Genomic DNA, 13048 nt, shown 5'->3' with positions numbered 1-13048 from the left:
CTGAATGTGTAGTCAAAATTGTCGGTTTCCTGGAATTGCTAATTCACTTTTTTTGAAACCGAAGAATTAAAGTGTTGTGTTTGCGTGGTGGTTTTGGAAGGGGTGGCGGATTTAGGCCACTTAGGCCGGGTTGGTTTTTGTACTACTCTTCAAGAATAAAGTCTGATAAACAACCATAAGATTTTTCAGCTGCTCTATATATTAGTGCCATTATGGCATGTTTTGAATTTCGTAACTGGCTTTCTAATTTTGTTTACTTCATATGGATCTGGCCCTTCTGATCCTTTTTAGAATAATGGACCATCGCTATATACCTGATAAGATTCGCTGATTGCCGGGTCGAATTGCCTAGATTGTGATCGGTTTGGAGTTAATATATTCTGTATTTCAGATGTCTTGTTTGCCGAATTTGTATACAAATCATGCTGAATTAGTGCTGAAAACAGCCGCTTAATTAGGTTTCTTTGCGATATTCGCTCATTGACGACTTTAACCGTAATTTTATTGAAAATTATTAATAAATATTTAAATTACTGATTATTAGTGTTTTGTGTCTTTGTTTTGGCTTTTTGCTCAAAATGTGTTCCCGGCTTAATGTTTCCTAAAATACGGCCTCTTTGGCTCAATTCATTAGCCTTCACATGTTCTTTTTTGCCTGAAGCTCTAGTGTAATAGGCCGTGCTTTTGGATTCATAAATGTAAGCACATCAGCTATATTTAGTTTCATGTTGAGCTTGCATTTACGCATTGTGCTTATGAAATTAGACCTGTAGATTTTGTTGTTTTCTGGGTGTTTCCAAGGATCTTGAAACACACCGTAAGGTAGCTTTAATCGTAAATTTTGATGCCTGGAATTGTTGTTGGAATATGTTTACTATTCCCAGATTAATGAATGTTTTCTATCTGTATAGAGGGGGGTATTTGAAGCCGCTTTTGGCAGTGCTTTTTTATAATTTATTTCTTCTTTTCTTATAGATTGGATATAAGAAAATCGACCCGATGATAATCGCTGCACCAGTGTAAAAACCAGTTGTCATTTGTTCATTATTTTTAAAGAAAATAAAGGCTAAAACCACGCCGTAAACAGGCTCCAGATTGGTGATTAAAGCCACTCTGAAAGCGGATAAAGTTCTCATTACAGATACGCCTGCTACATAGGCAACAGAGGTGCAAAAGGTTCCTAGAATTGTAATGTAAATCCAGTCTGTGATGCTAAGATTAAACGGTGTATGCATCAAAGATCCGTCATAAATCCTGTATAATGTGATCCAGCATAGCGCGCCCACCAGTTCGTAAAATCCGATGATTGAGGGTTCACTTTTTTGAACGAGTGTGGAATTAATGGTTGAAAATAAACTCGACGCAACAGCTGCAAGCAAACCGAAAATAATACCTAAAGTGTATTGTGTTTCAAATTTAAAGATCAGGTAAATACCAAGAATAATCAAAAGGCCGACAAAAATGTCGCCGATTTGCAAAGGCTGTTTTTTTATCAGCGGTTCAAAAATTGCCGTAAATAAAGTGAATGAAGAGAGGCATACCAGCGTAACCGAAACGGTGGAAACTTTGATGGCATGAAAGAAGAAAATCCAATGGATGGCAACAATTCCTCCAGTTAAAATAAACTGAATGAATTGTTTTTTTGTAACCTTAATATTCTTTTTTGATAACAAAAACCAGGCGAAAAGCGTGGCACTGGCGATCAAAACCCTATACCATACTAGTGGCACAGCATCAATGGAAATTAGCTTTCCAAGTACGCCCGTAAAGCCCCAAACCAGTACGGTGAGGTGTAGGATTAACAGGTTCTTTTTATTGTCGTCCATCGACTATTTTGGTGCTCTTTTAAGTAAGTAAAAGCCTAAGATGGCAAAGAAAATTGTGGGCATGATTACGGCTGCCAATGGAGGAAGTCCACCTTTGGTCGAGAACATTTGTGTGAACTGGTTGAATACAATATAGGCGAAGCTGATGAAGATTCCGATCCCCAGAGAAACACCTACTCCACCGCGAACTTTACGTGAAGAAAGGGCCACTCCGATAAGGGTAAGTACATAGGCGGAAAGGGGGTGAAAGAAGCGCTTGTAGCGCTCAAACTGCAGGTCGTTCATTACGCCTGTTCCCCTTGTTTTTTCCTTCCTAATTTTATCAGACAATTCCTTTATAGTGAGGTTCTGAACCACGTTATCATAGGCTGAAAAATCATCCGGCCTCATATCAAGTATCGTATCTTTAAGCTTTCCGTTCCCGTAAATCATGGTTTCCTTTAAGCCATCTATTTTACGTATGGAGTAGTTGCTCAATTGCCACTTTCTCTTCAGTGAATCCCATTTAATACTTTCTGCAACGATCTTTTTAGTCAATACGTCGCCGTTAAAGTTGTCTAGTGAAAACCTGTACCCGTAATTGGTTTTGTTGTCGAAATTATCAATGTATATATAAGTCTTGTTATCCAGTTTCATGTGGATATTTGACTTCGTTGACGGATCATTTCTTTTAACAAAGGTGTTCTCAAAGTTATTTTTCAGGGTATTGGTATAAGGCAGAATATACAGATTGGAAACCAGGTTTGCTGAGAAAATCACGCTGGCGGAAATGAAGTAAGGAAACAGGAATCTGTTAAAGCTGACCCCCCCACTGAGTATGGGTACTATTTCAGTTTGATCGGCCATCTTTGCGGTAAAGAATATTACCGCAATGAAGTTGATCAATGGAGACAGCATGTTTACATAAAAGGGGATGGAGCCTGCGTAGTATTTGGAAAGAATGCCCCAAAGACTGAGTCCGCTTTTCATAAAATCATCCATCTTTTCAGATAGGTCAAATACCACGATGATAATCACAAAAATGGCAAGTGTGTAAACAAATGTACCCAGGTACTTCCCTATGATATATTGATCGATGATTTTAATTTTCCCTTTTAGTAGACTCATTTTTATAGTTTGTTACCTAAAACTTTAACCATTTTGTTTTTCCAGTCATAGAACTCTCCTGCTATAATTTTTTCACGTGCCTGTTTTACCAGCCAAAGATAAAAGTGAAGGTTGTGTAGTGTTGCGATTTGTGCACCAAGCATCTCATTACTGTGAACCAGATGGCGTAAATATGCTTTGCTGGTTACCTGATCTGCATGCAAATCACTTTCAGCATCTAATGGAGAAAAATCGTTTTCCCATTTCTTGTTTCTGATATTGATGATCCCGTTTCTGGTGAAAAGCATTCCATTACGTGCATTTCTGGTTGGCATTACACAATCAAACATATCTACCCCCAGTGCAATATTTTCGAGGATGTTGATTGGCGTGCCTACACCCATTAGATAACGCGGTTTTTCGTATGGTAATATGTCGCATACAATTTCCGTCATGGCATACATTTCTTCAGCAGGCTCGCCAACGGATAGCCCTCCGATAGCGTTACCATCGCGGTTCATACTTGCAATAAATTCGGCAGACTTAATCCTTAAATCTTTGTAAACTGATCCTTGCACGATGGGGAAAAGCGTTTGGTCGAAGCCGTATTTAGGTGATGTATTATCGAAATGTGTGCAGCAGCGTTGTAACCAGCGATGTGTCATTTTGATTGACTCTGCTGCATAGGTATAATCGCAGGGGTACGGTGTGCATTCATCGAAGGCCATAATGATGTCTGCACCGATAGTACGTTGAATATCCATGGCGTATTCAGGTGTAAACAGGTGTTTAGAGCCATCAATGTGGGAGTGGAAAGTTACGCCTTCCTCCTTGATCTTACGCACTTTACTCAAGGAATAAACCTGATAACCGCCGCTATCTGTCAGGATCGGCCGATCCCATCCAATGAACTGATGTAAGCCCCCTGCTTTTTCCAGAATATCCAACCCTGGTCGCAGGTACAAATGATAGGTATTTCCGAGGATGATCTGAGCATCGATATCCTGCTTCAACTCGCGCTGGTGTACGGCCTTAACAGTTCCGGCGGTACCAACTGGCATAAAAATTGGTGTCTGTATTTCGCCGTGTGCAGTTGTAACTGTTCCGGCTCTGGCTTTAGACTGGGTGTCTTTAGCCTGTAAACTAAATTTCATCTGTATCTTTTTATTTTCTCCATGTCGAAATGGAGTTTCCTACATCAAAATACTTCTTAACCAGAGCTAATTGGCGTTTTGATGCCGGACGGTTAACATGTATTTTTTCTCGTCAAAAATCTTTCAAAAATAGCAAAAATTGAGGGCATATTTTTCTTTAATTTTTTTCCACATAAAGGCGTATTACAGATTAAAAATGAGAAATTTGAACCTATTTATTTCATCATTGTGATATTAACCCCTATAGAAATTATTCTGCTCTCCACTCTGGTATTTTGCCTGCTGGTACAGTTATATTATGTATTGTTTGTTCACCTTAAACTGGCGAATGCTATAGTTGAAGACGTTCCGGTTGTTTCCCGAAAACCAGTTAGTGTTGTTGTTTGCGCACGGAACGAGGTTGCAAATTTAGGTGCATACCTGCCAACACTAATGACTCAAAATTACCCGGAATATGAAGTTGTCGTTGTTAACGATCGTTCATGGGATGGAACGGAAGAGTTACTGGAGCAGATGGCTAAGAAATACAGTAATCTGAAGGTGGTAAAGGTGCTGGACAACGATAAGTTTTTAGCCGGTAAGAAATTCGCGGTTACCATGGGTATTAAAGCCGCAAAGTACGACTGGCTTGTATTTACAGATGCGGATTGTACTCCGGCTTCGGATAACTGGCTGATGGAGATGCAACAGCCTGCGGATGAAAATACTGAAATTGTATTGGGTTATTCCCCTTACCTTAAAAGGCGTACTTTGCTTAACGCCCTGATCCGTTTTGAGACTTTTTTCACTGCCGTTAACTATCTTGGATTCGCTTTAAAAGGGGTGCCATACATGGGGGTGGGTAGAAATATGGCTTATAAAAAGTCTTTGTTTTTTAAAAACAAGGGTTTTGCTGCGCATATGCATATTCCTTCCGGCGATGATGATCTGTTTGTAAATGCCCACGCTACTAAATACAACACAGAAGTGAGGTTGAATAGTGAGAGTCATGTATGGAGCGAACCTAATCGCACCTGGGCTGGTTATCTGAGACAAAAGAAACGTCATTTTGGTGCCGGAAAATTGTATAAAGCAAAACATAAATTTATCCTGAGCCTACAAATCGTTATGCAGTTTATGTTTTACGGATTATTTGCTGCATGTATGTTTTTAAGCAGAGAAGCCCAGTATTTAGCTGGTGGAGTACTTTTGTTAAGTATCCTGATCCGATGCTTTGTATACCCAAAGTTGTTGAAAAGACTGAACTATGGAGATTTGCGTTGGTGGTTCCCAATTTTAGATATACTTTTGTTCCTGTTTCTAACCCTCAACGGATTTCTCGCCATGTTTGGCAAGAAAAAAGTTAACTGGAAATAAATTATACTTATAAGAATTACAATATGGCTGATGTAAAACCTGATATCATTTTAAAATATTTTCCTGATTTAACCGACAAACAGATCGATCAGTTTTCACAGTTGTTTGATTTATATGTGTTTTGGAATGCTCAGATTAATGTGATTTCGAGAAAAGATATCGAAGAGCTGTACGAGCGCCATGTGCTTCATTCTCTTGGAATTGCCAAAGTATGTACATTTAGAAAGGGTGAGTCTGTTTTAGATGTTGGAACGGGTGGTGGTTTTCCCGGTATTCCGCTGGCCATATTATTTCCTGATACGCAGTTTCATCTGGTTGATTCGATTGGTAAGAAGATCAAAGTGGTAAAGGAAGTGGCATCTGCACTGGGTTTGGATAACTTAAAAGCCGATCATTTAAGGGCAGAGCAAATCAAAGATAAATTCAATTTTGTAGTTTCCCGGGCTGTAACCCGCTTGGGTGAGTTTTATCCCTGGATTCAGGGTAAGTTCAAGAAAGATAGCCTGAATGCCATTCCAAACGGTATTTTGTATCTTAAAGGCGGGGACTTGGCTGAGGAAATCAAAGAATCAAAACTGAAAGCAGAGTTGTATCCGCTTTCAGAATATTTTGAGGAGGAGTTTTTCGATACCAAATACGTGGTTTATGTACCGCAATAATTTTTGTTAAAGGCCTGTAACGGGCCTTTTTTTCTTTTAAATAATCGACTAGAATTTATTTACTTTTTGTGGATTATCCCTCATCAACATTTTATCTTTTAAAGTTTCCTGCAGTTGGGATTGCTTGTCGATGCTTTTTACAACGTCTAAAACCACGTTGGCAGCATCACTAAAAAATTGTCTGGTGATGGTACTGTATTCATCAGTTGCCTTGTGGTAATCTTTATGGTCTTCAACGCCAAAGTATAAAAAGGGAATGTTCTTAGCATTGAAGGCGCCCTGATCGCTTTGGTTAGTCCAGTCATCATGTCCAAGCTTTGGATCATCGTGCCCTAATATGACCTTGATTTCTTTTCTATTCGTATCTACAAATTTTTTCAGTTCAGGATATTTGAACGTACCGCTAACATAAAGTTCGCCCTTATCGCTATGACTGATCATGTCCATGTTTAAATTAACTGCAATGGTATTGATGGCAACGGGAGGGTTGGCGACAAAGGCTTTGGCGCCCTGAAGTCCCATTTCCTCAGCATCGAAGGCGGCGAAAATAATGGTGTTCACAGGTTTATTCTTTGCAAAGTAGGCGGCAATTTTTAACAGGCCTGCTGATCCTGAAGCATTATCATCCGCTCCGTTGAAAACCTGGTCTTTAACCACCCCCAGGTGATCGTAGTGTGCAGAAACCACGATTATATTCGTGGTTTTGCCGGGGATATAGCCGATTAAGTTTGTCCCGTTCACTTTTGTTCCACCGCGTGAGTTGAATGTAAATTCCTGAGCATAGTTAACATTTTGCGGGTATGACTTCAGGCCTAGCTTCTGAAACCTTTCCCTGATATAAGCACGGGCCATTTCTGCACCTTTAGTGCCTGTTTTTCGACCCTGGTAGGCATCAGAAGAAAGCACTTCTACATCTTTGAGCAGTTGGGTGTCTAATTTACCTGTTCCTGATGAGGTTTGATTTTTAACAGACGAACAGCTGCTTAGCATGATGGCTAAGGGAAGGATATATAGTATTTTCATTTTGTTATTCATAACGTTGCCTGTTGGGGTTATATTGTCAATTATGCAGCGACCTCGCGCAAATCTACTGCAACCACTCTGGAAACACCTTGCTCTACCATCGTTACACCGTAAATGATATCTGTGCTGGCAATTGTGCGTTTATTGTGCGACACGATGATAAACTGCGACTGACCAGAAAACTTACGGATGATATTGTTAAACTTATCGATGTTTGTATCATCGAGCGGTGCATCAACCTCATCGAAAATACAGAAAGGAGCTGGTTTTAGTAAATACAGCGAAAATAAAAGGGCTGTGGCAGTAAGTGTTTTTTCGCCTCCGGATAACTGGTTGATGGAGAGTGGTCTTTTTCCCTTGGGACGTGCGATGATGTCGATATCTGCTTCTAAAGGATTGATTGTATCTGATAGAATCAGGTCGCAGCTATCTTCCTCATTAAATAAAGAGCGGAAAACCACGATAAAGTGTTCACGTGCCTGTGTGAAGGCCTGCATAAACTTATCTTTTGCAGTATCATCTATCTCCTTTATTGTTTGCAGCAGATCTGTTTTGGCGGCATTAAGGTCTTTTTTCTGGTTCTGAATGAACGCATAACGTTCTTCCATTTCTTTGAAAGCCTCCATTGCCATGGAATTTATTGCGCCAAATTCATCCAGCTGGCGCTTCATTTTTTCTACCTTTTGCCTGATTTCGAACTCACTTTCCAGGGCTTCAATCTCGGTGTCGCTTTCCAGCAGGTCGTTTATATCAATGTTAAATTCGACAGCTAAACGCTCTTTCAGGGAGTTTAAATCAATCTTGAGAGTGTTTTTCTTGTCCTTAATTTCTGTTAGGATAAAATCTGTTTCTTCACGGTTTTTACGAATGTTGGAAAGGCTCGTTTCTACTTCGTTGATATTGCCTTTACTATCAAAATATTCCTTTTCTACATCTGCCAGGCCCTTTTCCATTTCCTCGCGCTGCTGATACATCTCCAGCAGTGTATCATCACTTAAATCAGTGTGTTGCAAGGTTTCAGTAATTTGTGCCAGGGTTTCCTGTAATTCTTTTTCGTTTTGGGCAACCCGCTTATTTAAAGCCTCTTCCTGCACAAAGCGGTAATCAAGATCTTTTTCAAGTCCTGATAATTTATTCTGCTGCTGGTGAAAACGAATATTGTCCTGATTGTATTTTCCTGCACTTTCGTTAACCTGATCGGCAAGTTCCTGATAATTGATTTGCTGTTCCTGCAGGTTTACATGGTATTGTTGCTGTTTTTGTTGCAACGCTACCAAAGCCGGTAGTTTTTCTGACAGCGATTTTTCGATTGACACAATTTTTTGGGCAATGTCCGTTTTACGGTTTTCGCTGGTTGTGATAAACTCCTGGTATTGATCGCGACGGGTTTGAACGGAAATCTGTTCATTACTCAAGCGGTTCAACTCTTGCTGCAGGGTGCTGATTTGGTTAACTTTTGAAGCCTCTTTCAGGTTAAAAATGTTTTCGGTTTCAGCCTTTATTGCTGCATTATATTGGTTGATCAGCGATTCTGATGCCTTGATCTCTTTAGCTAAGTTCTCCAGGTTTTTTGCCCGACCGATTCTTTTGCCTTCAAACAGTCCTACAGACCCACCGGCCAATGTAACCCGTGTTTGTGCGTACTTACCGTTCTTTGCTAAGACAGTAATGCTTTCTGTTGGTGTTTCCTTAAACAATTGTTCCTGTTCGTTAACAGCTATATTAACATTTTGGAGCAAGAGGTTACATAGATTTTGGTATTTTTTATCAACTTCTATTACGGATAAAGCAGGGATCAAACCTTCGCGGTTAACGGGTGCAGCATTTTTATCCGGAATATTCTCAAGTATAAAAAAGTTAGCGCGACCACGACTGGCGTCGGTAAGTAAATTGATGGCCTGAACGGCATCTGTATATTTCTCAACCACATAATGATTCATCACGGGTTCAAGATAGTTTTCTATAGCGATACGATAATCCTCGTTACAAAACAGGATATCGGAAAGGAGTAAGGCGCTTTTGGCAAATGAATTGTTCTTTTTTAAAAAACGTATCGATTCGGGAAAACCTTCCAGACTATCTACCAGGGATTTTGTGAGGTTGTATTCGTTTTGTTTCGCATCTTTTTTGCGGTTCTGTGAAGTCAGCTTTTCTTTGTCTGAGTTTAAATTAAGCTCTGATTCGGCAAGTTTAATTCTCAATATTTCTTCCGCTTCTTTAAGCTGCCTGATGTTATTTTGCTTCTCGGTAACCTGAATATCAAGTTCGGCCAAAGCATGGTCGAAGGTTTTCAGTTCCAAGGTTTTGGTTTCAGTGTCATCCACATTTCTGTTGGTTTCCTGCACCAGGGCATCCTTTTGAATATTGAGGATATCAATTTCTTTTTGAGCCTGATACACCTGATTTTGTAAATCGCTTACAGATTTAATCAGGTTATCGAGCCTGTTTTTTTCAGTTTGCTGTTGTTCACGGAATGTATCGAGTGATAATTTGAGGACTTTTAAATCAGATTCTACTTTGTTAAACACTTCAGTTTCTGTTAAAACTTCTTCGTTTAAACGCTTAATATTGTATTTAACGTGGTTAACCTGATTTTTATCTTTCTCCAGCTCGCCGGATACCCGGGTTTCCTTTTCCTGTAAAAAGCGCATTTGCTCATTTTTAACCTTTTTCTCACTTTCGTAGGCACGGATTTTAGAAACAAGTTCGTTCGTTGCTTTTTGCTGAATGGATAAGTTTTTCTCCTGATTGATGCTTGCCAGTTTGAGCTTTTGCAACTCCGCTTCCTGAGTATCTATTTTTGTGCTGAGCTCAGCCCTGGAAACCTGCTGGCTTTGTTCCTGGGTTTCGAGTGCATTTAAGTCGGTACGGAAGAAAGCAATCCTGTGAGTGGCCAGCTGCACACTCAGTTCACGGTATTGTTCTTTTAATTTATAGTAACGCTCTGCTTTACGGGCTTGGTTTTCGAGCGTTTTTAAGTTCTTTTCAATTTCGAAAAGCAAATCTTCAACCCGTTCCAGGTCGGCTTCAGTGTCTTTAAGCTTACTAAAAGTCTGTTTCTTACGAAGTTTGTATTTGGAAATGCCCGAGGCTTCTTCAAATAACGAACGGCGGCTATGCTCCTTGTTATTGATGATTTCGTCAACCATTTTAAGCTCAATGATAGAGTAGCTATCCGAACCAATACCAGTATCGAGAAATAAATCTGTAATGTCTTTTAAACGGCACTGAACATCATTTAAGCGGTACTCACTATCGCCATTGCGGTAAAGTTTCCGGGTAACGGTAACCTGTGAGTAAGCGGTTGGTAGAATGTTTTTAGTGTTATCAAAGCTTAGCGAAACTTCTGCGAGCTGTGCCTGCTTCCGGTTTTTTGTGCCATTGAAAATGATGTTTTCCATTTTCTCAGAGCGCAATGCTTTGGTACTCTGTTCGCCCAAAACCCAGCGCATGGCATCAATCACATTCGATTTTCCACAACCATTCGGCCCCACAATAGCTGTAACTCCCTCATTAAAATTGATGGTCACTTTGTCGCCAAAGCTCTTAAATCCTTTAATTTCTAATTTAGTGAGTTGCATGGTTTGTAGTGGGGAGATAAATTTAATCTGTGGCCATTTATACTTTATTTCACAATCATCAACTTCGCAAATTTCAATAACAACTGTTTATTTCCTAAGCCCTGGAAAAACACCGTGGCTTTCACGTCAGGTAAATTTCCTTCCAGGCTTACAATTTTACCAAAACCGAACTTTTCGTGTTCCACTTCCATGCCGTTTTGAAATTCATTTGGCTGTGAGGGCGTGAAGCCGGCTGTAGGAATGTGTGCTTTTGCCAGCAAAGATGTTGTTTTAGGACGCGGAGGCGGGGCAGAAGTTGTTCCTGTTGGTTTTGGCTTGCTCATGAAATCACGAGGCTGAGATGTCCAGGTTTTGCGTTCATCGTCAAAATTACCTTCGAGCATATTGCTTTTTGCTGGCTTAACATCTAACTCTAAAAACCGTGGATTGATTTCATTGATGAAACGGCTTGGTTCGCAGTTGGTTAAGGTTCCCCAACGGTAACGTGAAGTTGCATAGGTAATGGTTAACTTAATTTCGGCCCGGGTGATGGCAACATAAAACAAGCGTCGTTCTTCTTCCAGATCGGCGCGAGAGTTTACGGACATTTGAGAAGGGAAGAGGTTTTCTTCCAGGCCGACAATAAATACGTTTTTAAATTCCAAACCCTTTGCAGAGTGAATGGTCATCAATGAAACGGTATCCTTGTTTTTGTCGCCGTCTTTGTCATCGTTGGTTAAAAGGGCCACATCCTGCATAAATACATCCAGACCCTTTTCTTCTATATCCTCGCGTTCGGCAAACTCTTTAATACCGTTTAACAGCTCCTGGATATTTTCATATCTGGCTCTGCCCTCTACACTATCATCAGTGTAGAGCTCTTTTAAAATACCTGCATGCTGGGCAATGAATAATGCTGAATCGTAGGCATCAAGCTTTTTAGCTTCGGCCTGAAAGCTTTGCACCATCATCGAAAAATCATTCAATTGATTTGCCAAACGGCCATCAACGTACATGTGGGCATTAGAAATGACATCCCACATGGTGATGTTGTGCTGATCGGCTGCAACAATAATTTTATCGACAGAGGTGTCTCCGATACCACGTTTAGGATAGTTGATTACGCGTTTTATGGCTTCCTCATCTTTTGGATTAAAGGTCAGGCGGAAGTAGGCAATTAAATCCTTTATCTCTTTACGTTGATAGAAAGAGGTGCCTCCGTATATTTTATATGGAATGTTGAGTTTGCGCAAACCTTCCTCCATCGCCCTGCTTTGGGCATTTGTTCGGTATAGGATGGCAAAATCATGGTACTGATGACCTTTTAAGCCACGCTCCTGAATAATGGATTCAGCAACCAGTTTACCCTCTTCGTTATCGGTAAATGCGCGGGATACTTTTATTCTGTCGCCTTCAACATTTTCAGAGAACACATTCTTTTCCAGCTGATTTTTGTTATTGGCGATAATGCTACTGGCGGCATCGACAATATTCTGCGTTGAGCGGTAATTTTGCTCAAGCTTATAAACTTTTAAATCAGGGTAATCGCGTTCGAAGTTCAAAATGTTTTGAATATTCGCCCCGCGAAAGGCATAAATACTCTGCGCATCGTCGCCCACAACACAGATGTTCTGGTAGGCTGCGGCGAGTTTTTTTACAATGGTATATTGAGAAAAGTTGGTATCCTGATACTCATCCACCATCAGGTACCTGAACTTCTGCTGATATTTATTTAATACTTCAGGGTGCTCTTTCAGCAGAATATTGGTTTTAAACAGTAAATCGTCGAAATCCATAGCGCCTGCCCTGAAACATCTTTTGGCGTATTGCTCATAAATCTGACCGAGTAAAGGCCTTTTATTCTGGATATCTTCAGCCTGTATCTGATCGTTTGCCTGATACTCGCCCCAGGAAATCAGGTTGTTTTTAGCCGACGAGATTCTGCCATACACAAAATTGGGTGCATACAGTTTATCATCCAGCTGCATTTCTTTCAATATGGCACGGATAACACTTTTGGTATCGTCAGTATCATAAATGGTGAAGTTACTTGGGTAACCGATTTTCTCCGCTTCAACACGTAGAATCTTGGCAAAAACAGAGTGAAAGGTCCCCATCCATATGTTTTTTGCTTCAGCGCCTACCACTTTACTGATCCGCTCGCGCATATCCTTACTGGCTTTGTTGGTAAACGTTAAAACGAGAATATTAAAGGGATCGGTTCCGGTTTGGATCAGGTGCGCCACACGAAAGGTTATTACACGCGTTTTGCCCGAACCAGCACCTGCAACAATCATTACCGGTCCTTTTGTATTTTCTACTGCTGCTCTTTGTTGTGGATTTAATCCTTCTAAATAGTCCAAATCGGCTTCTGTTTTTTTGAG

The 13048-nt window shown here is 40.3% G+C and carries 8 protein-coding genes; 2 read left to right on the top strand and 6 right to left on the bottom strand.

Annotation, left to right across the window (positions count from 1 at the left end; genetic code table 11):
- Nucleotides 1-947: 947 nt before the first annotated feature.
- From AB669_RS11090 to tgt, 3 genes are read right to left on the bottom strand one after another with little or no spacing between them, the layout of a single operon-like run.
- Entirely contained in the window at nt 948-1826 is an 879-nt protein-coding gene (locus AB669_RS11090; RefSeq protein WP_047799368.1) for a DMT family transporter, read from the bottom strand.
- A gap of 3 nt (nt 1827-1829) precedes the next feature.
- A complete protein-coding gene (locus AB669_RS11085; RefSeq protein ID WP_082120653.1) occupies nt 1830-2933 on the bottom strand; it encodes an LptF/LptG family permease in 1104 nt (367 codons plus the stop codon).
- 2 nt (nt 2934-2935) lie between these two features.
- The gene (gene tgt / locus AB669_RS11080) at nt 2936-4066 is read right to left on the bottom strand and encodes a tRNA guanosine(34) transglycosylase Tgt (protein WP_047799367.1); all 1131 of its coding nucleotides are present in this window, start codon (nt 4064-4066) and stop codon (nt 2936-2938) included.
- Between the two features lie 228 nt (nt 4067-4294).
- Here tgt and AB669_RS11075 point away from each other — a divergent pair, with 228 nt between their 5' ends.
- A complete protein-coding gene (locus AB669_RS11075; RefSeq protein WP_369799754.1) occupies nt 4295-5422 on the top strand; it encodes a glycosyltransferase in 1128 nt (375 codons plus the stop codon).
- Between the two features lie 23 nt (nt 5423-5445).
- Nucleotides 5446-6081 carry a 16S rRNA (guanine(527)-N(7))-methyltransferase RsmG gene (gene rsmG / locus AB669_RS11070; RefSeq protein WP_047799366.1) on the top strand — a complete coding sequence of 212 codons (636 nt, stop codon included), beginning with the start codon at nt 5446-5448 and terminating at the stop codon, nt 6079-6081.
- 48 nt (nt 6082-6129) lie between these two features.
- Here rsmG and AB669_RS11065 read toward each other — a convergent pair whose 3' ends face one another.
- From AB669_RS11065 to AB669_RS11055, 3 genes are read right to left on the bottom strand one after another with little or no spacing between them, the layout of a single operon-like run.
- A complete protein-coding gene (locus AB669_RS11065) occupies nt 6130-7104 on the bottom strand; it encodes a M28 family peptidase (protein WP_053058385.1) in 975 nt (324 codons plus the stop codon).
- Nucleotides 7105-7145: 41 nt separating this feature from the next.
- On the bottom strand, nt 7146-10685 hold the full coding sequence (gene smc, locus AB669_RS11060) for a chromosome segregation protein SMC (RefSeq protein WP_047799364.1): 3540 nt from the start codon (nt 10683-10685) through the stop codon (nt 7146-7148).
- A gap of 44 nt (nt 10686-10729) precedes the next feature.
- On the bottom strand, nt 10730-13027 hold the full coding sequence (locus AB669_RS11055; RefSeq protein WP_047799563.1) for an ATP-dependent helicase: 2298 nt from the start codon (nt 13025-13027) through the stop codon (nt 10730-10732).
- Between the last annotated feature and the right edge of the window lie 21 nt (nt 13028-13048).

The sequence above is a fragment of the Pedobacter sp. BMA genome, assembly GCF_001027745.1.
Lineage (GTDB): Bacteria > Bacteroidota > Bacteroidia > Sphingobacteriales > Sphingobacteriaceae > Pedobacter.
The sequence above is the reverse complement of the archived record's forward strand: the minus strand, read 5'-3'. Positions and strand labels throughout refer to the sequence as shown.